Consider the following 25,462-nt stretch of genomic DNA (forward strand, 5'->3'; position numbering starts at 1 on the left):
CCGACCTTTCGGCCGATTCAATTCGAGCGGATGACGAGATTCGAACTCGCGACCCTCACCTTGGCAAGGTGATGCGCTACCACTGCGCCACATCCGCAATTGCCCGCATTTCTGCGCGCTTGAAGACTCTAGCCGATACTCCGGTGCATATTCAAACCGAGCCGGCCCGGCGTGTTGTGCCCCTCTCGATGTGCGCCGCATCCCTGCTCTGGGCTAGTATCAGAACTCGTGGTCGAAGCTCTGGCCGCGCAAGGGCGATTGGCGCAGTTGGTAGCGCGCTTCCTTCACACGGAAGAGGTCATCGGTTCGAGTCCGGTATCGCCCACAAACAAAAGCCCCGGTCATCCGGGGTTTTTTTCTGCCGTCTCCACCCCGGCAGCCCCGCGCGTGCAAGACTGACACGACGGAAGGAACAGCCAGTGGACGACCCGCGCGCGAACATGGAGGGCAACGGCCTCCTCGGACTCGGCGCCCCTCGGGTCGACTGGTCGAAGACGCCGGGACGGGTCCCGGGGTTCTGGCTGTCACTGGCGGGGATCATCCTGGCCGTGCCTGTTCCCTCTGTCGGGCTCATCCTTGCGACCATCGCCGTCATGCTCTCCGGCAAGGCCTTCGGCGTCATCCCGGCGGGCGCGCGCGGCCGCAGGCTGGCCCTGGCCGCGATCATCCTGGCCCTTATCGCGATCCTCGTGGCCCTGGCCCGCATCTTCGCGTAGCCGAACCGGCAATTGCAGGAGCACCGCCACCGTGAGCAGCACCTCACTGATCACGGCGATGCCCAGGTTGAGGCCGAAAAGCATGATCGTGAACGGCGGAACGATGATCAACGCGGTCGACATTCCGACGCGCCAGTCCCGCACCGCCACCGCGGCGTCGGCTGGAGACGTGGCCGGATGCTCGAAGCGGCCGAACAACGCCGCGACGCCGATCAGGACACCCACGGCAAACGCGAGCACCACGGGGCGGGTCAGCCACCAGCCCGCACCGCCAGGGACCGGTTCCGGCACGGGCAGGAGCAGCATCGTCCCCACGATGAGGCCGAGGACGGGAAGATGCCAGAGGTACACCGTCATCGTCCGCGCCCCGATGCCGGCCACGGCGCGTTGCACGAGCGCACTGCGCATCAGTCGCTCCAATTGCGGGCGCGCGGCCATCAGCAGGGAGAACTGCCCGACGGCCAGGACCGCGAGGGCCACGGTCGGCGGGTTGAGGTTCTCGAGCATGTTCGCCGGGTACGGTCCGACGGTCGTGATCAATCCGAGCAGCGCGTAGCTCGCGCCGGCAAGAACGAGCAGGAATCGTCGTCCCCTCCGGCCGAACCAGCCATCGGCGGCCCACAGCCCCAGTTGCTGCACGAAGAGCCAGACGAAGATCATGTTGAGCAGGCCGAGCTCCGGCGTGTGCGTCCCCAGCCGCACGGCGTCGACGACCACCATCGCCCCGGCAAGGCCGGCCAGCATCCGAACCGGCCAGCGCGCGTGCACTGTCGCCATCCCCGGCAGGAAGGCCTGGCAGAAGGTGTACGCGGCAAGGAACCACAGGGGCGAGACGACCCCGGTGGCGATCTCCGCCACGGTGTCGGAGGCCAGTCCGGCCAGGTGCATGACGAGGATGGCCAGCGCCAGGAATGCGAACAGCGGCAGGGTGGGCCGCGCCAGGCGCAGCACCCGTGCGCGAATGAACACGGCAGCGCGTCCTCCCCGCGCCTCTGTGCGGCGCCAACTCATCACCCCGGCAAATCCACCCACCACGAAGAACAACGGCATGACCTGGGCGATCCAGGTCACCGGCGTGAACCAGGGCTGCAGGGTCAGTGTGCGCTGGACCACCAGCCGGTGGTCACCGGCAACGGATGCGCCCAGCATCAGCAGGTGCCCGATCACGACGACGACGAGGCCGGCGACCCGGGCGAGGTCCATCACCGGATCTCGCGACGCAAGCCGGCCAGATACCGCGGTGACCTGTCCGCGCGTCGACTTGCCCAACTCCCACCTCCGTTCCGGCGGAGCTGCTGTTGCGCCCAGTGTGACACCGAATCGCACGCACGTCGTGGGTCGCGCTCTGGGCCGAAGCGCTCCGGTTTTGGTCGAACGTGAAGAATCTCTTACGGTTGAGCACGGTGACGCGCCAGCCCTGCTGCTCACTGCCACTCGGCGCACACCCGGGAATTGCGAACGAAAGAGAGCGACCATGACGCAGAACACCGCGCACGCCCCTTTCCTCAGCCCTCAGCCGCCCGCCAACCCGTCGACTGCAGGGCCGGCCCAGCACGGGTGGCAGGGGCAGGTGGTGCGGCTGACCCGCGGACTCATCGCCTGCGGCCCCGGTCGCGCCGAGCGCGTGCACCGCCGGGCGATCACCGGAGTCCAGCGCGGCTTCGACGGACCGAGGACGATCGTGGTGCTCAATCCGAAGGGCGGAGCGAATAAGACGACCGCGACGTTGCTCATCGCCGCGACCATGGGCATGTACCGCGGCGGCTACACCCTCGCCTGGGACAACAACGAGTCGATGGGCAACCTCGGAGTGCGGATCATGACGACCGGGCACACCAATACCGCCATGGATCTTCTGCGGGACCTCGGCCGTTTTGACAACGGACACTCGATTCGGCTCGGTGACCTGGACAATTACGTACACCCCCAGGGGGACGCCCAGTTCGACGCGCTGGCATCCGATCTCGACCCGGCGGGCGTGTCCACCATCGATGGACCGGCATACCGCAGGCTCTTCGGCATTCTCAGCCGGTTCTACCGGGTTCTGATCGTCGACACCGGCAACAACATGCGCGCCTCCAACTGGGAGGCCGCGGTCGAAACGGCGGACCAGCTCGTCGTCGTCTCCACGATTCGCGAGGACACCGGCTACGGCGCGGCCGCGCTCCTGGAGGGACTGCGCCAGAAGGGACACGCCGACAAGGTGGCCCAGGCCGTCACGATCCTCACCATGCCGGCCACGGCCGTCGACCCCGCGCTCTCCAGGCGGCTGCACGACCACTTCGGCCAGCTCACCCGGGCCGTTTGCGACGTGCCATACGACCCGGCCATCGTCGCCGGTGGACCGCTGAACATCCATTCCCTGGCCCCGCAGACCCGCCGGGCCTGGCTGCACGCCACGGCGACGATCGCGGAAGGCCTCTGAACCGGTGGACGCTCTTCTCGAGTTCTGGGGGCGCGTCAGCGCCCACCAGGACCCGCTCCCCGCCGCGACGGCACTGCTCACCGTTCTCACGGCCGGCCTGTTCGTCCTGGTCCCGGCGTTGTGGCGGCGCGCACGCCATCTGGTGACCATTGCGCACGAGGGCGGCCACGCCCTGGTGGCCACGCTGACCGGCCGTCGGCTGGGCGGCATCCGCTTGCACTCGGACACGTCGGGACTCACCGTCAGTCGCGGACGGCCGCGCGGATTCGGCATGATCCTCACCCTGCTCGCCGGATACACCGCCCCGGCCCTGCTCGGCCTCGCGGCTGCCACGATCCTGGGCGCCGGCTACGCCGGCGGACTGCTCTGGCTGCTGCTCGCCGCCCTCGCCCTGATCCTCGTGCAGATCCGCAATTGGTTCGGGCTGTGGTCCGTGCTGGTCACCGGCGCCCTGATCCTCGCGCTGACCTGGTTCGGCACTCCCCTGGTCCAGGGAATCGGCGCGCTGCTGATCACGACGTTCCTGCTGCTGGGCGCCGTGCGGACCGCCATCGAACTGCAGGTGTCACGGTCCCGCCGCGGCGGGCTCTCCTCGGACGCCGACCAGCTCGCCCGGCTCACCCACGTTCCGGGCATCGTCTGGGCTGCGCTGTTCGTCCTGGTCGCGGTTCTGTGCGTCGGACTCGCGGCGAGCGTCCTGCGGATCACCGCCTGACCGGAGAGTTCGCCGGGGCTACTCCCTGTCCCGCGACACCGTCCCGGCCGCCCCGCTCAGCGCGGAGGCGGCCGTGGCCGGCGCCTGAGCGGACTCGGCCGCGCGGCCGGGCCGCCGATAGGCGACGGGCCGCACCAGGAGCGTGACGCCAAGGGCCGCCACCCAGAGGCCCCAGCCGGAGCTGCCGAGGATGCCGGCCGGTTCCCAGATCGGAAAGCCGGGCACGGCGGTCGCCAGCACCTCGCCCTGGCTGAGCAGATACAGGACCCCGGCCGCCAGGCCGAGGGCGCCGAGCCAGCGGGGCAGCACTCGGGTGCGCAGGATGATCACGGAAACGACGACGGACCACGCGACGGCGAGCACCTGACCCAGGTGTTCGCCGAGGAGCGCCCCGCCGAACTGGTGCTGGGCCATCCACGCGGCGCTGACGGCCGCACGGGCGGTGGCATCTCCGGCCACATAGCTCTCCGCCAGGGCGGGCACCACGAACACCCAGCGCAGGAATCCGATCAGCGACAGCAACACCGATGCGGCTCCGATCGAGGTCGCGACCTTGAGCACGGGGTCGCCCGTCCGCCGGAGTTGCCACCGAGATGGGCTCGTCGCCGATGGCCCTCTATCGTTGTTTCGCGACCAAGGACGACCTCGTCGACGCACTCCTCGACCGAATCCTCGGACGCCTCGCCGCTCCGGAACCCAGCGAGGATTGGGCGGCGGACCTGGCCGGTTTCGCGCGAGCACACCGGATGCTGCTGGCCCTGCACCCCTGGGCCATCGTCCCGCTCTTCACCCACCCCAACCCCGGCCTGAACGCCACCCGGATCGGCGAACTCGCCCTGGAGATCCTCAGCCGCGGGGGGATCACGGGCGGGGACGCCGTCGCCGACTTCTGCGGCATCCTGGCGCTCAACTACGGGTGGTCTGCGTTCGCCTCCGCCCGCAGCGCCGCGACCCGGATCGACCAGAACCCCGGCGTGGCCATCGGCGCCGCTATCGCGGCACTGCCGGCCGGGCGCTTCCCGCGCACTCGCGCCGTCGCCGATCAGATGAGCGCGTACGGCAGTGACGAGCACTACGAGCGCGCGCTACGGCAACTGGTCGCCGGGCTCCGGGACAGCGCCGACGTCACCGACGGCACCAGGTAGCGCCCCGGCTCCAGGCCGGAGCCGCGAACGGGCGACGCGCCTCAGCCGGCTCGCCCGAACCACGTGGTCACCCCTGGCGAGTAGAGCACGGAATCGGGCGGCCGGGCCGCCACGCCCGGGAATCCGGCCGCGTCGAGGAGCGTGTCGTCGAGCCGCACCAGTTCCGCCCGGAAAAGGGGCCACGGCTCATGGTGGTTGCGCAGGTGCACCGTGCGGCCGCGCACCCTGCTGAAAAGCGCCCAGCGCGCGGTGAGGAAATCGGCCAGGGCGTCGCCGACGACGGGCTGGTCCGTGCGGCGCGCCACGATGTCAGTCCGGGCGGACACCGCCAGGTGCCTGCGGGAGGTGTAGTGGAACTCCCCAGCCGAGCGGGTGAGCGTGGTGCGCGACCAGCGGTACGGGATCCGGAACAGGGTCCGGGCGGCAATCACCGCTGCGAGCCTCGAGGCCTCCAGGGACACGAAGACCACTCCGCGATGGCCGTCGGCATCGACCGCGTAGAGGCGCACGTTGACTTCGACGAAACTGCCGAAGTACGGCACCGGCGGGCTTCCCCAGACCGTCGCCCGGTCAAGCACGAACGGGATCAGGCCGACCCAGCTGCTGCCGTCGAACTCGTCCGGAACGAGCCCGGCGGGCAGGAGAGGGGCCACCTGCGCCGCCTCCACCCGCCAGTGCAGGAAGACCAGGTGCGACCACCGCTGGCTGGCCGAGGCGCGGCCCGCAAGCGGCGGCGCGATGACCGAAATCGGTTCCGGTCCCACGCTACTGGCTCTCGGTGCGGGTCCAGGTCGAGTCTTCAGGAGACGCGGCATCGGGTGCCCGCTCCCCGGCCGGCTCAACGGTCGCTGCCTTCGCGAGCCCCTGCCCGGCGACTGCACCGCCCACGAAACTGCCGAGCAGGTCGCGGATGCCGACCCCCATGGTGGAGGAGAGCATGGCGTCGACCTCGCTGAAACCCGCGGCCACGTTCTTGCTGAGTTGACTCGCGCCGTCGGTCGAGATGACGGTCAGGTTGTCGATGTTGCTCATCGGCGCCGCGAGCTCGTGGGCGATTCGCGGCAGCATCTCCACCATTCGCAGCTGGATGAGCGCCTCCGACTGCTGGGCGACGGCCTCCGCACTGAGCCGGGTCGACTCGGCCTCGGCGGCACCGCGGGCGAGGATGGCGTCGGCGTTGGCCTGGCCCTCGGCCCGGATCGCTTCGGCAATGGACTTGCGGCTGTCCCGGTCGGCGTTCGCCGCGGTCACGGCCGCGTCGGCGGCCGCCACCGCGGTGACCCGGATGCGGTAGGCCTCGGCATCCGCGACGGCGTTCACTTCGGATTCCAGCTCCGCCTTGCGCAGGCTCGCGCGGCGCTGGGCGGTGAGTTCCTGCTCCTGCACGATCGCCTGCTGGGTCTTGGCCTCGGCGAGCGGCCTGGCGCCGGCGGCCTCCGCCGCGGCCTTGTCGGTGTCGAGCTGCAGGGCTGCGCGGCGCAGGGCGAGTGTGTTCTGCGCGACGGCGATGGCCTGTTCGGCGGCGATCGCAGCCTCCTGGGCCTCCCGGTTGGCCTGGTGTTCGGCGACCTCGGCCTGGCGGCGAACCTTGGCCTGCTCCGCGCGGCCCATGTCCTTGATGTAGTCGTTGGCGTCGCTGATGCCCTTGATCTCGAACGAGTCGACGTCCAGCCCCTGGTTGGCGAGCGATTCGCGGGCCGTGGCGAGCACCGACGCGCCGAGTTCGTCGCGCTTCTGGATGATCGTCATCACGTCGGTCGCGCCGATGGAGGAACGCAGGGAGCCCGACAGGACCTCGAGGGCGAAGTTGTCGATGTTCTTGTCCTGGCCGAGGAAACGCTGGGCGGCCGCGCGGATGGCATCCGGGTCGTCGCCGACCTTGACGATGGCGACCGCTTCGACCGTGAGGGTGATTCCCATCTTGTCCTGGGCGATGGCCGTGATCTCGATGGCACGGCTGCGCAGGCTGATCTTGAAGGCCTTCTGGAAGAACGGGGTGATGAATACGCCCTGGCCGTGCACGACCCGCTGCCCGGACTGCTCGAGGGTGGCGCCGTCGACGACGGTCTTCTTCGATTTCTTGCCGGTGATGATGAGAGCCTCATCCGGGCCGGCGTTCTTGTAGATCGACCGGGCGTACAGCAGCACGATCAGGAAGGCGAGGACCGCCAACAGGATGAGCCCGGGAATGGGGCTGAGCAGGAAATCGAACATTGGATCCTTCCGGCCCGCGATGGGCGCGGAGCTACGGCCACAGTCTGGCAGCCGAGGGGGCCGGACCGCGCGCAGGCTCGCGGTCACGCGCGAGCCGCCGTCGTCAGAGGAGATCGAAAGCGTCTACGTCGAGGTTGTCGGAGGCGCCGAGGCCGTGCGCGGTGCCGTCGAAGTAGACCGACCAGACGCTGTTGTTGAAGTAGACGACGTCTTCGTCCTGGACCGCCCCCAGTGCCGGCACGGTCGTGTCAGCGCTGAAGGACAGGTAGAAGCGGGTGGCGTCGACCCTGACGAAGCCATCGACGTTGGCGCCGTTCGCCAGGCCGTCGGCGGACGCGTCCCAGAACCGGGCGAATACCGTGCCGTTCCAGCTGTAGATATCGGCATCGTCCGCCACGCCGGCGACGCCTGGCGGGCTGGTGTTCCCCAGGGTCGAGAAGTGCAGAGCGCCTCCGACGATGCTGATCGCATCCAGGTCCTGATTCGCGGCCGTCAGGCCGCGGGCAGTGCCGTCGAAGTACACCGACCAGGTTCCGGCGTCGTAGAACACGACGTCCTCGTCCTGCACTGCGCCCAGGCCTGGCACGGTCGTGTTGGCCGCGCTGAACGACAGGTAGAAGTGGGTGGCATCGACCCGGTCGAAGCCGTCGACGTTGGTGCCGCCGGGCAGGTTGTACGGCGGAACGCTGACGTCGATCGCCCGGCTGAAGGCTGTGCCGCTCCAGTTGTAGATATCCGCGTCATCGGCTGTACCGGCCACGCCGGGCGGGTTGGTGTTCCCGAAGGTCGAGAAGAACAGCGGTGCCCTCACCTGGAGCACCGTGCCGGCGTTCACGCTCCAGTTGCCGGCCGCGTCGCGCACTCGAACGGTGAGAGTGTAGGCACCCTCGTTCCAGCTGCTCACGTTGATCGGACTGGCGGACAGGCCCCATGGGCCGGTCCCGCTGACCGCCATCGGCGTCCCGTTGCCGACGCCAGGATCCGCGCCGGTGAACCACTCGGCCCGGGTGACTGCGGTGAGGGCATCCGTCGCCTGCGCCGTCAGACTCACCGTGCTGGCGCCCAGGGCCGGGTTCGGTGTTGCACTGACGAGGCTGACCACCGGCTTGATCTTGTCGACCAGCAGGGTCGTCGTCGCCGTCGAACCCCAGTTTCCCGCCGCATCCTTCGCGTGGACGAAGATGGTGTGGCTGCCGTCCGCGAGTGCGGACACGATCGCGGCGGGGATCGTGGCGTCCAGGCTGGCGACGGGCGCCGGAGGGGCGACGGTCATCGCCGTCCCCGCCCCATCGGCCCCGAGGGTGTCGGTGAAGTACTCGGCTGCAGCGACGTTGGAGCCCCCGGCTGCGGCGTCGTCGCCGATGGCGTGCAGATTGGCGTCAGCCGAACCATTGGCGGGACTCGGCGTCAGGGTCGGGGACGTCGTCGCCGGACCGATGAGGTCCCCCACGCTGGGCTCCGTAATGGCGAGAATGCCGGTAGAAGTCCTGCTGGTGGTGCCGTTGCTGGCCGTGATCGTCAGCGGGTGGCTGCCGGTCGGAATCGCCGACGACGTGGCGACCGTCAGTTGGGACGCGCCCGAGCCCGCGGGCACGACCGTCGGTGTGAAAGTCCAGTCCGCCTGTTCCGCGCTCAGGCCGGACAGCGACAACGAGACGTCCCCGCTGAAGCCGTACGCTCGGGTGACCTGGACGGTGTAGGTCACGCTGCCCCCGGCGATCGAACTCGCCTCGGCCGGTGTGAACGTTACTCCGAAGTCCTGCTGTCCCTTGAGCCACTGGTAGGCGGATAGGACGTCGAGCCGGCCGTTGCCATATGCGGCGTCCGGACCGGCGAGGCCCAGATCGAGCGCAGTGCCGGTGAGGGCAGCCTGCGCCTGGTCGGCGGAGAGCCCCGGGATCGCACCCAGGAGCAGGGCCAGCGCCCCGGCGGCGTGCGGAGCGGCCATCGACGTACCCGAGGACGTCTGGTACATCCCGTAGAGGTCGGTGGTGCGTATGGTGACGCCTGGTGCGACGAGGTCCGGGAAGACCCTGGTACGGGCCCCGCAGGCGGATGGTCCGCGACTGCTGGGCGAGTAGATCAGATCGGTGCCGGTGACCGCGCCCACGGCCAGGGCTTCGGGGTAGTTGGCCGGACTGACGCTGGTCGAACCACCCGAGCCGTAGTTCCCGGCGGCGAAGACGGGCAGGATGCCGGCCGCTCGCAGCGCTTGCAGGTCAGGCTGGAACGACAGGTCGCACCCCGGACCGGCACCGATGGACCAGGACCCATTCACGATCTGCGGAGCGTCCGGGGTGTTCGGATCGTGATCGGGGTCGAGCACCCACTGGAATGCCTGGTGGATCGCCGTGGCCGTTGCCGCTCCCCTGTCGTTGAATATCTTTGCCGCGATCCATCTGGCGCCGGGGGCCATCCCGATGGACGTGCCGCCTGCGTCACCGGCGACGATCACACCGGTTGTCGCGGTGCCGTGGCCGGAGAGGTCGGTCGGTGTGGTGGGATGCTCGCCATACGGGTCATACCAGCTGTCCGTGCCGCCCCGCCAGCGGCCCGCGAGGTCCGGATGAGTGATGTCTGCGCCGCTGTCCAGGCTCGCAACCACAACGTCCTGCCCGGTGAAGCCGAGGTCCCAGAGAGCGGGAGCGCTGACCTTGGTGACGTTCGGTTCCGGGATCCCGACGGAAGGGACCACCACGACCTGGTCGGCGGTGATGCTCGAAACGTCAGGGCGCGCCGCCAGGGCCTGGATGACGTCCGCGGTGGCGGTCACTGAGATCCCGTTGACGACCCAGAGGGGTGTGGTCCTGGCGACCCTGCCCTCGACGGCCCGGGCGCGCAACAGCGTTCGAATCGGCACCTGCGAGGCGTCCGCCTTGGCCTTCAGCGCCAGGATCGTGCCCTTCAGACGAGCCGCACGTCGATCGCCCGGGACGTGTTTCAGGTCAGCCTGATCGCGCAAGGTCACGACGACGGTGGTCATGTCTCCGGGAGGGAGGGAATCGACGATCGCCTGGACTTCCGGGGTCAGGCTGCCGGTTCTCGGAGTGGCGAGGTTTCGGGCCGACGCCGCCGGGGCGAGCCCGGCCAGAAACAGGGCGACCATCACAGTCACGGCCAGGGTCTTCCTCATGATCGGCTCCCTCTGTTGCCACGCAGTGCGAATTCCGGAATTAGTGATGTCGGCCGTACGGTCTCCGTCTTGCGGCGGAGGGTGAGACCGACGGTGCCCAGCATCGCGGCGAGCAGCAGGACGGCCAAACCGGAGGTCACGATCTCCAGCGGGCGGGCACCATCAGAGCTCGCGGCGGAGACGGTCCATCCGACCTGCGTGACCGCGGCGGGGAGGCCGTCCCGTTGCAGGGCCACGGTGGCCTTCCAGGCGCCGGTAGCGGGTCTGGCTATCTCTGCCTCGTAGCGTCCCGGCTCGATACCCTTGAGCAACACGTCGGTCGTCGTCCCGGACGGGGCGGCGAGGGTGACGGAGACCCCGTTGACGGGAGCCTGCTCCAGCTTGACGATCGAGCGCGCGCGGACGATCAGACGGCTCTGATCCGGTCCGGCGGGCAGCTGCTCGAAGGTGACGAAGAGTCCGTCGACGGTAGCGGTGTGGAGCACAGTCTGCCGTGTCGCCGTGGCGATCTCCCGAGCGGTGGGAACCGAGGTGAGCACGCTCGCCGCACCCACCGCGATGACCAGAACGAGGATCTCAGTCGCCACGACGATGGTGAATCGGCGCAGCGACACCGGCGGCCACCCCACAGGCCTGCCCAGGAAACGGCCCACCCGAGCGGCCAGGCGGGGATTGACGAGCAGCGTGTTGATCACCGCCAGGGTCAGCGCCACGGCAATCAGGGCCACTTTTCCGGCCACGGCGCCGCCGTAGACGGTCGAGGCCACGGAACGCAGGTCGGGGATGTGGCGGCCCGCTTCGTAGAGCCCCGTTGCCAAGAGGACCACGGTTGCGATTGCGGCCATCGGGCTGAAGGCCCGCCAGGCAGAGGCGAGAATCCGACCGCGCAGGTCCGGGTGGTGGCGCATCACCGGGATCAGGCAGATGGCAAGAACGGTGAGGCCGCCGGCCCAGACTCCGGCGGCGACGAGGTGGGAAGCGGAGGCAAGGGCAGCCAGTGCGGATCGGCTGGGCAGGGTCGAAGCGTGGCCGGCCCACGCTTCCAGGCAAACGACTGCCGCCAGTGCGACGGCGGCGATCTGGACCCGCCCGCCGGCGCCGCCCGGACGAGTCGCCCGGACCAGCGCAGCCGCCGCGATCACGATCGCAATCTCTCGCGCAAGCCACAGGTGACCCCAGGGAGTGCCCGTCAGGGTGGCCCAGGTGGCGTCGAACCAGAGCCCGAGGGAACTGCCGCCGCGCTGCGTGAGGAGAAACGGGGTGATCGCTCCGGTGACGACCGCGACGCATACAGCCAGCGCCCCGATGACAAGCGCGCGCCGACGCAGAGTGTTCCCGATCTCGCCCATCGAATCGAAGACCCGACCTGAGACGGCCAGCGCGCCGATCGCGAGCATGATCGCCGACAGGTCCAACCAGCGGAGGATGAGTCCTGGAGGGTCCGGGGCATCTGCCGCTGCGGACGCGACCGCCCCGGGGCGAGTCCCGGCGCCGAACAGTAACGACCCGCTGGTCGAGTGACCGTCCTCGGTGGAGAAAACCTTCCAGTTCAGCAGATAGGTGGCCTTGGCAAGCGGTTGCGTTCCGATCCGGACGATGCCCCCGCCGTCCGTATCGGACACGGACGCTGTCACGTCCACCCGCACTCCGTTGGAAGTCTGGAGCTCGAAGGTGCTGGCGCTTTCGGCGATGGGTTCCGTGAACCAGAGGGTGAGGGCGGATCTACCGATGGCGACCACCCCGCCGTTGGGAGGGTCGGAGCGCTCGAGCCCGCCGTGCGCCCAGGCCGGCGACGCCCCGAACAGGAGCACGACGAACGCGGCGAGCAGGATCGCAGTCACACGGCTCCCCACTCGGAGCCAGCCCCGGGTCATCCCCGGGCCACAATGTGCTCGAGCCGAGCGTCCCCCATCACCAAAGTCACCTGTGAACCGGCATGAATGGCATTGTGGGCATTGGCGAACAGGAAGAAGTAGGTTCCGCCCAGCTGGGGCTCGGCGGCGTGGTGGGGCCTGGAGATGACCATCGTCGCCCCGGATTCCTCGACGACGATGATCGGAAGCAGTGTGGTGTCGTTCATCATCCGGTCGGCTTTGTCGGGGTCGACAACCTGGTAGCGGAACTCGATCAGTCCACCTGCCGCCGTCACGCCGATCAGGTTGACGTCGATCCCGTAGCGAGCCGCCATGCCCTCGGCCGTGACCAGGGTGGTCCCCGCGCGAACGTCGGCCTTCTGTTCCGGCCACCAGGCGCGTGCGGCACCTGCCCCGAGCAGAAGGATGGCCACCACGACGATCGCGATCAACCGGCCGCGGCCGGGTCGCTTCGTGGCCGCTTCAGTGCCGGGTTCAGTGTTCGCCTCGGGCATGGTTTCGGTGATCACGGTGTCGCCTTCTTTCCGCCAGTCGGCTTGCAGGGGTATCCGGCCTGCCGACAGACGTTGCTACGGGACATCGAACGCGTCCACGTCGAGGGTGTCGGCGGTGAGGCCGTGCGCGGTGCCGTCGAAGTAGACCGACCATCTGCCCGCGTTGTAGTAGACGACATCCTCATCCTGGACCGCGCCCAGAACCGGCACTGTCGTGTTGGTCGCACTGAACGACAGGTAGAAGTGGGTGGCATCGAGCCAGACGAATCCATCCACGTTGGCGGCGGCCGGCAGGCTGTAGGGCGCGGCGCTGGCGTCGATCACCCGGCTATAGGCGGTTCCGTTCCAGCTGTAGATGTCGGCATCATCGGCGACGCCCGCCACTCCGGGCGGGTTGGTGTTGCCCAGCGTGGAGAAGTACAGGGTGGTACCCACGACGCTGATCGCATCGAGATCCTGGTTCGCCGCGGTCAGGCCATTCGCGGTGCCGTCAAAGTACACCGACCAGGTACCGGCGTCGTAGAACACGACGTCCTCATCCTGCACCGCGCCCAGGCCCGGCACGGTCGTGTTGGTCGCGCTGAATGACAGGTAGAACGAGGTGGGGCTGACCCGGTCGAAACCATCGACGTTGGCATTGCCCGGCAGGTTGTACGGCGGGACGCTGACGTCGATCACCCGGCTGAAGGCGGTGCCGCTCCAGTCGTAGATGTCCGCGTCGTCGGCCGTGCCGAGCACGCCGGGCGGGTTGGTGTTCCCGAATGTCGAGAAGGACAGCGGCGCGCTCACCTGGAGCACGGTGGAGGCGTTCACGCTCCAGTTGCCGGCCGTGTCCCGCGCCCGCACCGTGAGCGTGTACGTGCCCTCGCTCCAACTGCCGACGTCGATTGGGGTCGAGAGGGTCCATGGGCCGGTCCCGGTGGCCGTCATCGGTGTGGCTTTGCCGACGCCCGGGTCGGCACCGGTGAACCACTCGCCGCGGCTGACCGCCGTGAGGCCGTCTGTCGCTTGCGCCGTCAGGTTCACCGATCTGGCACCCTGGGTCGGGTTGGGGGTTGCGCTGACGAGACTGACCTCAGGCTTGATCTTGTCGATCAGCAGGGTCGTGCTTGCCGTCGTGCCCCAGTTGCCGGCCGCATCCTTGGCGTGGACGTAGATGGTGTGGTTACCGTTCGCCAGCTGGGCGATGGTGGCCAGTGGGATGTCGGCGTAGCCGGCCTCTTCAGGGCTGTTGTAGACACCGTCGGTGGCCCTGACGACGATGCCTGCGCCGTTTGCCCCGACCGTGTCGAGGAAGGCCTCGGCCGCGCTGATGTTGCTGTTGACCGTGGCCACGATCGGATCCGACATGCTCGCCACCGTCACCCGGACCGCCGGGGTGCCGCCGTTGACCGCCAGCGTGCCGTTGTTGGGCGTCGGCGCTGCCGAGACGCCGGACGTGGTGGGCGCGGTCCTGTCGATCACCAGATTGATGGTGGTCGGGGCGCCCCAGTTGCCCGCTGCGTCCTGACTGTGGATCGACACGAGATGGGTGCCCTCGGCCAGGGCGGTCACGGTCGAGGCGGGGATCGTGCCATCCAGGCTGGCGATGGGTGCGGCAACGTTGACCGCCAAGGACGCTCCCGAACCATTGGCGCCGACGGCGTCGATGAAGTACTCGGCGGCGGTGATGTTCGAGCCGCCGGTTGCGGTGTCGTCCCCGGTGGCGTGAACTGCGATGCCCGCAGTACCCAAACCATTCGTGAGGCTCGGCGCCAGCGACGGCGACCGGGTGGTCGGGCCGGTGGCGTCGCCACCGGTGACCAGCACCGAGCTGAGGACCCCCCAGTTGCCGACGGAGTCCTGGCCCCGTAGATAGACGATGTGCTCACCGGACGGGATGATCAACGCAGCGGTGACACTCACACTGCCGGTGCCACTGCCCGTCATCGGGGTACCCGTGCCGACCACCGTGTCGATGAAGTACTCGGCCCCGGCGATACTGGCTCCGCCGGAGATGGTGTCGTCGATCGTGGCGCTCAAGGTGCCGGCCACGTAGGCGACCGCGCTGGTGACCGGCCCGGTGGTGTCGGATCCGACAACGCCGGCCGGGACCGTGACGAAGGTGAGCATCCCACCGATGCCGGCCGTGTTGCTGTTGTGCAACAGCAGGCTGCCGTCGTAGATCGCCAGCCGGTTGAGCTGGGCGATCGCGGACGGGGTGGTGACGATGGCATCCGCTGTCTGGCCCGGACCGAAGGTCTCGGCGACGTAGCGACGTGAAAAGTTCAGCGGGCTGCCGTCCAGGGCGATGATCCTCTGTTCGGCGCCCAGCGATGCCACTGAGTGGTACTGATTGCCGGCATTGACGTAGCGCAGAAGCACCTTGTTGCCCGGGGCCGTCGCGGCAATGGGGTCGGTGTTCGGGTGGGCCTTCCCGTTGATCAGGGAGTACCGGGGGGCGTACTTGCGCATGTCGTAGGTCGCCGGGTTCGCGGAGTTGTTGAGAGCCGGGTCGATCTCGCTGAGCACCAGGACGGCCTCGTCGTCATAGGCGGTGGTCGTCGCATCGTAGGCCTGGTTTGCCGTCGCCGGACGCACGATCAGGGCGCCGTAGAGGCCCATCGCCACCTGGTGCTGGCCGTTGGGAACGAGCCCCGCCTCGTAGAGGTAGGTGCCGGGCCGGCTGGCCGTGAATGTGTACGGCGTGGTTGTGCCGGGCGCCGCGCCGGTTCGGTCGGGGATCATCTGCTGCCCTTGGAAGAGCAGGGCCGTGTTCTCGGCCAGCTGGTTGTGCAGCGTGATCGTGACCGTGTCGCCGGCGGTGACACACAGCGTCGGCCCGCCGGGGCGGCTGACGCCGGCAACCGTGGTGCTGTAGCCCCAGACGTTTACGGTCTGGGCGCCGAGGGTCGTGGATCCCGAGACCGCGTACAGGTCGCCGGGTGCCGTGCAGTCCACCGTCGCGGCCTGTGCGGCCGTGGCCGGCACGACGAGGGCCACCAGCACGGCCAGCCCTCCGCCGGCCAACAGCCCCGTCAAAATGGAGGAGGCTACCTTCTTCATGCTCGTCCTGGGAATCATGGCTCTCTACGCCTTCCGGGTCAGCCGCAGTTGTTGGGCGTCGGTGGATCGATCCGCATATAGGTGATCGGTCCGGTCATATTCGTGCCCCACGACGTGATCTGGAACAGGGCGTGGTTGTGGGAGATGATGTAGTACTCCCCGCACTGGTTCACGCTCTGAATGCCGGGCGGCAGGGCTTCCTTGGTGCCGAGGTACGGACTTCCGCTGTAGAAGACGCCGATCTCCTCGTTGGCCAGCTGAGGTACCGTCACCGGAACCGGGTTGGACGGGGAGTAATTCTCGGCGTCGTACCACTTGAAGATCACGTCCCAGGTTTGACCTGGTCCGATGTTGATGGCGAACTTCTCGAAGGAGAGGTCCTCCCCCGCCGGACCCTCCAGGGCACGGCCATCTCGAGCTGCGACGAGGCCGTTGTTACCGTGCGGGTGGAACGGGAAGTCCTCGGTGCCCACGTTCAGGTAGCGAGCCATCCCCGGCTGGTCCGCCGGGACTGCCGCCCGGTCGAACTCACCCACCTTTGCGAGGGCCCCATAGGGCTGCGTGGGCAGCCAGCTCGCACCGTTGTCGGCGATGCTGTCGGGGAAGCCTCGCCCATTGATCAGCCAATAGCGTGGGTGGTAGGTGTTCATGTTGAAGCTCTTGTTGTTTTCGACGGCCTGATGCTGGTACGGGTCGATCTCGCTCAGGAGCACCATGAACTCCTCGGCGGGGTTGAACCGGCTGTCTGCCCGGTTGTTGGCGTATTCGCTCGCGATCGAGCCAACTGCCCCGCCTGGAGGCACGGCCGACGGGCGCACTATGAGTGCCCCAAACAGCCCCATCCGGACCTGCTTCTCGGGGTTGGTGCCCGATTCGTACAAGTACGTGCCCGGGTTGGTTGCCAGGAAGCTGTAGGTGACGGTCCCGCCTCCGGCCGCGGCCGTGTTGGTCAGCGACGTGGTCGCGCCGGCCCCGCTGAGCTCGGGTTGGGCTGGGGTCCCGTTGGCGAGAACGTTTACCTGGCCCGGGAAGACGATCGAGGCGGCCTCGGGCAGGGTGTTGCGCAGGATCACGGTGACCGTATCGCCGGCGTTGACACAGAGAACGGGGCCGGGGTGCTGGAAAGAGCCGAATCCGCTGGAGTACCCCCACATGAACGCCGTGTTGCCGTCGGGCAGGCTGATGTATCCGGTCTTGGTGGTCAGGTTGAAGATCGGAGTGGTGGCACCTCCCCCGACCCCGGTGGTGCAGGCGATGCCGACCCGCGACGGAGTCTCGGCGGTCGCCGCCGGGACGAATGTGGTCATCGTCGCGCCGACCAGGGCCAGAGCGACCAGCAGAGTCGGCCGGCGCAGGCGCCGGTTGCGGGCCTTCCCAAGCATCACGGCGTCACCTCTCATCATGGCTCTCACACTCCCAAGTCGTTCGGATAGGCCTGCGCAGGCACGCCACCCGCCGCATACACTCGAACCTCTGTGGCCTGGCCGCCGAACCCGCCCGGCGCCAGGTTGTTCGCCCGCAGGTAATTGCGGTTGTAGAGCATGTACGTGTCGTACCCCGGACCGGTGTGCCCCGGCGCGGTGAAGACCACGTCGAAGCTCTCGCCCGGGCCGATGTTGATCGTCTCGGTTTCGTAGGACGTGTCGGTGCCGTCGCGCCCGCGCATCGGGGTGGCGTCACGGCCGACCACGCGCATTCGGATCCCCGCCAGGGTCATCGCCTGTTCCCGGAATCCGAGGTTGGCAAACCGCAGCGCGACCGTCTCGCCTGCGTTGCAGTTCACCAGCGAAGACTGCGGCTGGTACTGCAGCTCGGGGTGCCCGACGGGGGCGACCAGGTCGCCGGTCACGGGGTCGGTCTCCACGGCAAGACGGTGGGTGGATGCCGCGGCATTGATCGGCGCGTTGGGAGCGACGGTGTCCGGGTAGACCCGGCCGTTGAGCAGGCTGAAGTCGGCCCGGTAGTCGCTCCACTCCGGCAGCTGGATGTGAGCGTCCGCCCAGTGCGCCTCGGCCCACACCTCCGAGAGGAACATCGCAAACTCGCGCTCGAAGCCGGTCGAGCCGTCACCGTCGTTGTAGAGGAACTTGGTGTGTCCGGCGAGGGTCTGGCCGTCCTGCAGGGGGCGGACGAAGACCAGCCCGGTCATGCCCATCTGGACGTGCTCGACGTCCTCCACGTGGCAGTGGAACATGTAGGTCCCTGGCTCGCGGGGACGGTACACGTAGGTGAAGATTCGTCCGGTTCGCACCGCCACCGAACCGCTCGGTTCGCCGTCGAAGAACGGGATCACGTTGCGGAACCCGTGCCAGTGGAGGGTGTGGGCGTCGAACAGGTCGGGCCGCAGCGCCAGGCCCAGGTTGGTCAGTTGCACCTTGAAGTCGACCGGGTGGGCCGGGTCGAACTGGTTGGCCCAGAACAGCGGAGCGGAGTGCTGGGCCTTGTTCTGCTGGTTCGACAGCTGAATGTCGGTCAGACCGGTGACTTCGCGGAACCCGAAGATGTAGGTCGTGAGTAGACCCGGGGCCAGAACGTCGGGGTGGAATGGCGGGATGGCCGGGGTCTTCGGTAGGTAGATCCAGCCGTCGGTCCCGGCCAGGTAGAGGTCGGGATCCCCGAGGGCCGCAATGGCGGCTTCGGGCATGAGCACGTTGCCCGCCCAGATGCCGGTGCCGACGACGGCCACCGCGCCGCCGGCGAACTTCAAGAGGTCTCGGCGGCTGAAAGGCTGCTTAAAGATCATTCCCGTATCTCCCTGGGGATCGTCTGTAGCGCGGCTGGATGAATGGGTCATGGGGTCGGAAGGTCGAAGGCGTCAACGTTCAGGCTCCCGGTGGCACCGAGACCGTGTGCGGTGCCGTCGAAGTAGACCGACCAGGTGCCCGCGTTGTAGTAGATGACGTCCTCATCGTGGACCGAGCCCAGTACCGGCACCGTGGTGTTCGCGTTGCTGAATGACAGGTAGAAATGGGTGGCATCTATCCGCACGAATCCATCCACGTTGGCGGTGCCCGGCAGGCTGTAGGGCGCGGCGCTGGCATCGATCACCCTGCTGTAGGCGGAGCCGTTCCAGCTGTAGATGTCGGCATCGTCGGCGGCACCTCCCACTCCGGGCGGGTTGCTGTTGCCCAGAGTGGAGAAGTACAGGGTTGTCCCCACGACGCTGATCGCGTCGAGGTCCAGGTTGTCATTGCCGCCCAGACCGTGCGCGCTGCCGTCGAAGAACAGCGACCAGGAGGTGCCGTTGAAGTACACGACGTCCTCGTCCCGCACGTTCCCCAGACCGGGCACGTTCACCAGGGCGGTGAAGGAGAGATAGAAGTGGGTGTCGTCAACCCGGTCGTAGCCGTCGACGTTGGCGGTGGCCGGCAGACCGTAGGGCGCGGTGGTCATAGCGTTCACCCGGCTGAAGGTGCCGCCGTTCCAGAGGTAGACGTCCGCGTCGTCCGCCGTACCACCGACACCGGGCGGGTTGGTGTTGCCCTGGGTCGAGAAGTACAGGTCCTGGCCGGCCGGCGGCGGCAGGGGCGGCAGGGCCCCGCTGGCGAACGCGATCGCGTCCAGATCCTGGGCGGCCGACGTGAGGCCGTGGCTGCCACCGTTGAAATAGAGTGACCAGGACGTGCCGTCGAAGTAGACCACGTCCTCGTCGTTCACGGCGCCCAGACCGGGGACGGTAGTGGTCGTGTTGCTGAACGACAGGTAGAAGTGCTTTGCGTCGCGCCAGATGAGACCGTCGACGTTGGGGTTGGTCGCTCCGGTGGCCGACCCGCTGTTCGGCAGGTTGTACGGCGCCGCCGTGGCGTCCAGGACTCGGGTGTAGGAGCTGCCGCCATCCCAGCGGTAGACGTCGGCGTTGTCGCCGTAACCCCCTGCACCCGGAGGTACCGCATCGTTGCCGGTGGAGAAGAACAGCGTGTTACCGACGACGCTGACAGCGCCCAGGTCGATGTTGCCGCCGACCCCGTGCGCGCTGCCGTCGAACCACAACGACCACGCGGTGCCGTTGAAGTACACGACGTCCTCGTCGGCCACCGCGCCGATCCCCGGCAAGGTGACGTTCCCGGTGAACGAGGCGTAGAAATGGGTGGCGTCGACTCGGGAGAAGCCGTCCGTGTTGGCAGCGCCCGGCACGTTGTAGGGCGCGGCGGTGACATCGATCGACCGGCTGAAGGCGGTGCCGTTCCAGAGGTAGATGTCGGCGTCGTCGGTAGTTCCGGCTACGCCGGGCGGGTTGGTGTTTCCTGCTGTCGAGAAGTACAGGTCCGAGGATGGCGGTGGTGGCGTTACGGCACCGAACTCGTCAGCACCGCTGTCGAAGCCACCCAGCGCCGGCCGGGCCTGGTTGTCGAAGTCCGTTGCCGGCGCGTTCACTCCGCCCCTGCTGGCCGCGCCGAGGTTGCAGGCGGGTGAGCCGGGGCAGTTGGCCAGGTGGTAGTTGCCGAGCAGGTTCGGCGGCGCTTCCAGGGTCACGAGCGTGGCGTCCACGAACGCCGGGTTCTGACGCCAGGTGGCGAAGGAGACCGAGACGTCGTAGGTCGAGACCACTGCCGGATCGGCGGAGCTGTTGGTCGGACTGGTCGTGAACGGGTGAGACGCGGTGTTCTGTTGTACGACCGAGTTGGTCGGAGCGAGCACGCCCGTGCCGTCGGCCACGCCCAGATCCCAGTTGTTGATGTCGGTTGCGCCGGCCAGGCCGATTCCGGTGACGGTGGTGCCGGCCCGGGTGCCGGCCCGGTTGTCCCAGAGAATGTTGTTGAACATCAGCGGGTTGCTGAAGGTCGACGAGCCGCCCGGCAGGGTCGCCTGCAGCTGGTCGCTGTTGGCCGAGGTTGACAACCCGGCGGGGGCGGGCTGGCCGTTCGAGGTCACCGCGGTGGCCGTGGACAGGTTCTTCATGATCGTGTTGTTGAAGACCCGCACGTTGGGGGCGTCGTTGATGCCGATGCCGCCGCCCTCGTGCGTCGACACGTTGTTGACGATCATGTTGTTGTAGACATTCATCGGGTAGTCGCCGGCCATCAGGAAGCGGATGCCGCCACCGTCGTCATTGGCCATGTTGGCCTGGATCTGGTTGGCATAGATGTCCACCGGACCGGAGCCGGGCGAGAGCGCGCCGACCGTCGCCGGCAGCTGGCCCGCGATCATGATGGCGCCGCCCTCATCGTTGGAAGAGTTGAAGTACATGCGGTTGTGGTGGATCTTGCCGCCCGGGCTCAAGCCGTAGGCGCTCAGCCCGCCGCCGTACTCCAGCGAGAAGTTGCCGCAGATGTCGTTGGCAGCCACCTCGTAGCCGTCCGAGCCCGCGTAGAGACCGATGCCGCCGGCCAGGTTGGTGCCGGCGTTGGCGATTATCCGGTTGTTGGCGATCCGGACGTTCTCGTTGTGTTGGCTGGTGTTCGGCGCGGCCAGGTCAGGGGTGCCGATGCGGATTGTCCCGTAGCCGCCTCCATTGTTGTCGACAACGTTGTTGGTGATCTGCAGGAATCGGGCGTAGGCGTTGGCAAAGATCGCTCCGCCCTGGGTGGTGATGTTCGGCGGAAGGCCGGTCGGCCCACCGGTGAGACCGTCGACGTTGCCCGGGAAGCCCACCTGATCGCCGCCGCGGATGTCGAAGCCGTCGATGGAGGCCTTGAAGCCGCTGGTGAACTGGCGCGCGGCACCCGACGCGGTGGTGGCGTTCTGCGAGGCCAGTACGTAGATGGCCTCGCCGTCGTTTACGGCCTGGTTGCCGTCCCAGGTGAGGCCGCCGACCTTGGTGAACCAGGCCGCGGCCAGGGCAGTGTCACCGCCGAACGCGCCGGCGTCGATGATTGATCCCGGCACGAAAGCCGTGCCCTGGAAGCCACCGGAGCCGACGCCCTGCAGCTTGACCGGCGAAGCGACGACCAGGTTCTCGTAGTAGGCGCCCCGGGGGTTGGCCCTGGTGGAGGGTGCCGGGTAGACGACCACCAGATCGTCGCCGTTGTTGGTGAACGCGGCGTCGAGCGCGGCTTGGATCGTGGCGTAGGAGCGGCCCGGGCCGACCTCACGCAGGGCAGGATCGTACCCGGTCCCCAGCACATGGAAGGTGAGCCCGTTGATCGTGCTCTGCCCGTTGTCGGCCATGATCCCGAGCTGGTGCGCCCCAACCGGGACCACGCCAGGCACAGTGGCCGAGATCGAGGTGTCGCTCCAGGCGGTGATATCCAGGGGCGTGTTGCCGAGAGTGACCTGACCGGTGCCCCTGTTGGCGCCGAAGCCGGTCCCGGCGATCGTGAACGAGCGGGTTCCGGTCGCGGCCACGTAGGGCTGCGAGACGGCGAACAGCTGTGGCGTGGCACCGTCGAGGGTGCAGGCGACCGCCGTGTTGACCCCGGTGGTCGGCGACCCGACATAGACACCGACCTGGGTCGGAGCAAGGTCAGTGGGGATGGTCACGCCTGGTAGGGCCTCGAACTCGGTCGCAATGGAGCGATACCGCGGGTTGTAGTTTGCGTTCAGACGCCCAGGGATCCCCGGGTCGTTGCCCACGAATCGGTACATGTTGGCGCAGACACCCGAGGGGGTGGGGCAGCTGATGTGATTGGTGGAGGGAAGCAGGACATCGTACGAGCCGTTGAAGTCGGACTCGACGGTCGTGACCAGCCGGTTGGCGAAGTCATAGATGCCGACCGGCGCGAAGGCCACGCCGGTCTTCTCCCCGTAGAGCGTCGAGCGCGAGTCGGTGGAGAAGTTGATGTCGTCCACGATCAGGCCGCGAAGGCGGGACGGGATCGGCACTGCGGTGAAGATATTGAACATGGGCACGACCGATTTGCCGTTGTTCACTCGGACCAGCTTGGTGTCACAGGACGGCTTGGCTGAGCCTTCGTAGGGCGACCCACCGATGTCGAGGAAGGTGGCGTTGGCGACCGGAGTCGAGGCCGGCACGGTGACCCCGGTGGGGGCGCCGTTGGTATCGTTGCCGACCAATGCGGGGTAGTTGTCCGCTGCGGCACCAAGAAGGTCAACGGTGTGAAGCGTTCCGGCACAGGACGGCGGCGGCACCTGAGGGACGATCTGGTCGCCGTTGCCGATGTTGATGTCCTCTTCCCCGGTCACCTTGTACATAGGGTTCCCGGTGGCGTCTTTCGGGATCGCGACCCTGACCAGGTAGTCCCCGCTCGTCAGGGGCTCGAACGTTCCACCGTTGCAGACGGGAGCGGACGGATCCGTGGCGACGAGTGTGCCGGTACAGGCGTCACCGAAGCCGTAGTTGCCGTCCACGGCCGCACCGAAGTTGGCGGCGGCTGTGCCCTGGTCGGTCGGGTAGGGCCCGAATTGCACGCCCTGCATGAAGCTCGAGATGCACTCTCCGTCTGTCTCCTGATTGGGCACGAGCACGTTCTCGTCGTAGGCCGCGGGGTTGTCTTTGGCGTGGACGAGCGGGTTGCCGTCCACGTCGCGAGCCACGCACCCGGTCGGGCGGCTCCAGTGTTCCGAGAGGTAGGTGTTCAGCAGTTTGCCCTTGGCCAGGGAACCGTCTGATGCCAGCTCGTACGCGTCGTTGGTGCCACCACACGGCGTGTTCGCGTTCGTACCGCAGTCGACCGTGGCGTAAAGCTCTACGGGCACATCGGAGACGCCCGGCTGCCAGTCCTCGGAGGCGGCGTACTGCGGGTCGAGCTCGTTGCGGGTCGTGTCGTAGCTCACCGAGCCGACGATGCCGCCGTTGCGAGGGTCGATGCCGTTGGCACCGGTCGGATCGTAGGTGTGAACGCCCCAGTCCATCCGGCCGCTGAGCCCGATGATGCTGAGCACGCTGACGTCGACACCGGCACCCTTGACCGTGGTCGGGGTCGGCTGGTTGTCGGCCTGGTAGGTGACCCCGGTGGTGTAGAAGGAGTCCTTGTAGTTCTCCATCACGGTCCACTCACTGAGCGGATAGGCGCTCTCGAAGTGGTAGTAGCCCGTGCTGTCGCTGGTGACGACGTTCGTGCCCCGGTCCATCAAAGAGTTGTCCTGCTTGCGCATGGTCAGCGTGAAGTTGGGCAGGCCGCTCTCGCCGGGGTCCCTGACCCCGTTGCGGTTGGTGTCGTTGAAGACGTACCCGTCGTATTCGGTCCACCAGCCGCTGATCGGCACGTTGCCCATCTGCACCGTCTGGCCGCCGCTTACGGTCACGTTGACCAGGTTGAGGAAGTAGTTCTGCGGCTCGTCCCACCAGCTCAGGCTGTAGTTGCCGTCGGGCACGCCGGAGATGTCGAAGGCGCCGTTCGCGTCGCCCTGCCCCACCCATACGGCCTGGTCACCATTCTGCAGGTCGGCGAGGGAGAGCCATGGCCTGACGATAGGCTTGCCCATCTTGCTCCCGGTCATCCCCAGCCAGTAGTTGAAATCGCCGCCCTTGGGCGGGGTGTACTGCTTTGCGGTGACGACCACGCCCGTGATGCGCCCGGCGGCACCGGCGGCCAGGGTGTTCGTGGGCGGAACGAAACCGAAGATCGGCCCGGGGACAGGCTCGCCGGCCACCAGTGCCTCGGTGTCGTAACCGGTGCTGCCTTCCATGAGCCAGGTGTCAAAGTCGTGGTTGCCTTCCAGCGTCGTCGTCTGGATCCAGATCTGCCCGTCGGGGGGCGTAGCGGTCAGCACGTAACGGTTACTGCCCAGGTGCGGCATGGTCAAAAGGCCATCGGCGTCGCTGACACAGCGGCCCCCTGTCCCGGCAATCGGCACTGGGGACATAGTCGCGTCCAGGCTGGCCAGAGGGATCAGATGCGTGTCCGGATTCTCGCCAACATAGACGGTGCACAGGGGGTTGCCGTAGACGTCGGTCTGCAGTTCGCCCAGGGTGTCGGCGACGTGTCCGACGAAGCCGGCCAGGCCGGGCTCACCCTGATCGTTGGCTCCGTTGGTCGGCGCGGTGTCCCGGAAGATGAAGGCCCGCAGTGTCGAGTCGGGCAGGGGGTTGGGCTGGAGCTCGACGGTGACCAGACCCGTAGCCGGCAGAGGCACGCTGAAGTGCGCCCCGTCGATCTTGTAACCGTCGGCGAGCACGGAGATCAGGTAACGCCCGTCCGGCAGGGTGAGACCGCCCACGAAGTCGGCCTGGTCGCCCTGGCGCACGATCGGGCTCGTGGTGTGCGGCACCTCCTTGATCGACGGCCAGTCGCAGCTGGCCGGATACAAGGGGTCGGTTGCCGCGCAGCCACTGTCGGGCGCCGGGCTCCGCTGGGCGGTCGTCCCGGTGTTGTCCTCGTTGATGATGTAAGTGAAGTTCGGGATGTCGTCGCCCTTGACGACGCCAGTACCCGCGAACGCGCGGGGTTCCGTGCGCGCGCTGATCACGTTGAGCGACAGGTCGCTCGTCGTCGCAGCCTGGGCCGGCAGTGCGGGCAGGGCGACGAGCATCGCAACCGGCATGGCCAGGGCAGTGGCGGCGTTCACAATGCGCTGCCAGAGAGGCCGCTTCGGCGGTTTGACCCCGGTCGAGTGCTTCATCGCTTCCATGCTGACCTCCATTGTCTGGACGTCTCCATGGTGATCGGCAGCGACCGGTTGGCTAAGCCCCGGGTGAGGGATGCTCATCTCCCCAAAATTGGGGAGGCCTCCTCCCGCATACGGCGTCGGTGGGCCGGGCACAAAAAATCCCCGACACGGCTTCGTTGAACGAAACCGTGACGGGGAATCTCGCGATGTTCGGGTTCATCGCCAGCAGGTCGAGCATCCCTCAGGTCCGG

The 25,462-nt window shown here is 67.8% G+C and carries 14 protein-coding genes and 2 tRNA genes; 4 read left to right on the forward strand and 12 right to left on the reverse strand.

The window, feature by feature from the left end; all coding sequences use genetic code 11:
* Nucleotides 1-25 precede the first annotated feature (25 nt).
* Nucleotides 26-97: transfer RNA gene (locus tag E3O32_RS12225), tRNA-Gly, on the reverse strand.
* A gap of 155 nt (nt 98-252) precedes the next feature.
* Here E3O32_RS12225 and E3O32_RS12230 point away from each other — a divergent pair.
* A tRNA-Val gene (locus tag E3O32_RS12230) sits at nt 253-325 on the forward strand.
* Between the two features lie 199 nt (nt 326-524).
* Here the strand turns inward: E3O32_RS12230 and E3O32_RS12235 are convergent.
* The gene (locus E3O32_RS12235; protein WP_241974901.1) at nt 525-1,919 is read right to left on the reverse strand and encodes an acyltransferase family protein; all 1,395 of its coding nucleotides are present in this window, start codon (nt 1,917-1,919) and stop codon (nt 525-527) included.
* Between the two features lie 271 nt (nt 1,920-2,190).
* On the opposite strand from E3O32_RS12235, the gene E3O32_RS12240 reads away from it, so the two are divergent.
* The gene (locus tag E3O32_RS12240) at nt 2,191-3,141 is read left to right on the forward strand and encodes a MinD/ParA family ATP-binding protein (RefSeq protein WP_134509900.1); all 951 of its coding nucleotides are present in this window, start codon (nt 2,191-2,193) and stop codon (nt 3,139-3,141) included.
* A gap of 4 nt (nt 3,142-3,145) precedes the next feature.
* Nucleotides 3,146-3,856, forward strand: a complete 711-nt coding sequence (locus E3O32_RS12245; protein ID WP_134509902.1) for a M50 family metallopeptidase — start codon at nt 3,146-3,148, stop codon at nt 3,854-3,856.
* Between the two features lie 18 nt (nt 3,857-3,874).
* On the opposite strand, the gene E3O32_RS12250 is transcribed toward E3O32_RS12245, so the two are convergent.
* Entirely contained in the window at nt 3,875-4,513 is a 639-nt protein-coding gene (locus E3O32_RS12250; RefSeq protein ID WP_255455516.1) for a DUF4386 domain-containing protein, read from the reverse strand.
* Between E3O32_RS12250 and E3O32_RS17650 the strand changes: the two genes are divergently transcribed.
* The gene (locus E3O32_RS17650; protein WP_241974890.1) at nt 4,465-5,001 is read left to right on the forward strand and encodes a TetR/AcrR family transcriptional regulator C-terminal domain-containing protein; all 537 of its coding nucleotides are present in this window, start codon (nt 4,465-4,467) and stop codon (nt 4,999-5,001) included. The genes E3O32_RS12250 and E3O32_RS17650 overlap by 49 nt on opposite strands.
* A gap of 41 nt (nt 5,002-5,042) precedes the next feature.
* Here the strand turns inward: E3O32_RS17650 and E3O32_RS12260 are convergent, their stop codons facing one another.
* The 9 genes from E3O32_RS12260 to E3O32_RS12300 form a co-directional block, all read right to left on the reverse strand.
* Nucleotides 5,043-5,765 carry a YqjF family protein gene (locus E3O32_RS12260; protein ID WP_241974893.1) on the reverse strand — a complete coding sequence of 241 codons (723 nt, stop codon included), beginning with the start codon at nt 5,763-5,765 and terminating at the stop codon, nt 5,043-5,045.
* A 1-nt stretch (nt 5,766) separates the two neighbouring features.
* Nucleotides 5,767-7,215 carry a flotillin family protein gene (locus tag E3O32_RS12265; RefSeq protein ID WP_134509909.1) on the reverse strand — a complete coding sequence of 483 codons (1,449 nt, stop codon included), beginning with the start codon at nt 7,213-7,215 and terminating at the stop codon, nt 5,767-5,769.
* A gap of 103 nt (nt 7,216-7,318) precedes the next feature.
* A complete protein-coding gene (locus E3O32_RS12270) occupies nt 7,319-10,348 on the reverse strand; it encodes a S8 family serine peptidase (protein WP_134509911.1) in 3,030 nt (1,009 codons plus the stop codon).
* A complete protein-coding gene (locus E3O32_RS12275) occupies nt 10,345-12,189 on the reverse strand; it encodes a copper resistance CopC/CopD family protein (RefSeq protein WP_166790843.1) in 1,845 nt (614 codons plus the stop codon). The genes E3O32_RS12270 and E3O32_RS12275 overlap by 4 nt, the downstream gene beginning before the upstream one ends.
* A 29-nt stretch (nt 12,190-12,218) precedes the next feature.
* Nucleotides 12,219-12,731, reverse strand: a complete 513-nt coding sequence (locus E3O32_RS12280) for a flagellar basal body-associated FliL family protein (RefSeq protein ID WP_134509915.1) — start codon at nt 12,729-12,731, stop codon at nt 12,219-12,221.
* A gap of 60 nt (nt 12,732-12,791) precedes the next feature.
* A complete protein-coding gene (locus E3O32_RS12285) occupies nt 12,792-15,761 on the reverse strand; it encodes a multicopper oxidase domain-containing protein (RefSeq protein WP_166790844.1) in 2,970 nt (989 codons plus the stop codon).
* A gap of 38 nt (nt 15,762-15,799) precedes the next feature.
* Entirely contained in the window at nt 15,800-17,143 is a 1,344-nt protein-coding gene (locus tag E3O32_RS12290) for a multicopper oxidase domain-containing protein (protein WP_241974911.1), read from the reverse strand.
* Nucleotides 17,144-17,169: 26 nt separating this feature from the next.
* The gene (locus E3O32_RS12295; protein WP_166788691.1) at nt 17,170-18,504 is read right to left on the reverse strand and encodes a multicopper oxidase domain-containing protein; all 1,335 of its coding nucleotides are present in this window, start codon (nt 18,502-18,504) and stop codon (nt 17,170-17,172) included.
* Between the two features lie 47 nt (nt 18,505-18,551).
* Nucleotides 18,552-25,232 (reverse strand): SdrD B-like domain-containing protein, encoded by a 6,681-nt coding sequence (locus E3O32_RS12300; protein ID WP_166790846.1) that lies wholly within the window; start codon nt 25,230-25,232, stop codon nt 18,552-18,554.
* Between the last annotated feature and the right edge of the window lie 230 nt (nt 25,233-25,462).

The sequence above is a fragment of the Cryobacterium mannosilyticum genome (assembly GCF_004402705.1).
Classification (GTDB): domain Bacteria; phylum Actinomycetota; class Actinomycetes; order Actinomycetales; family Microbacteriaceae; genus Cryobacterium; species Cryobacterium mannosilyticum.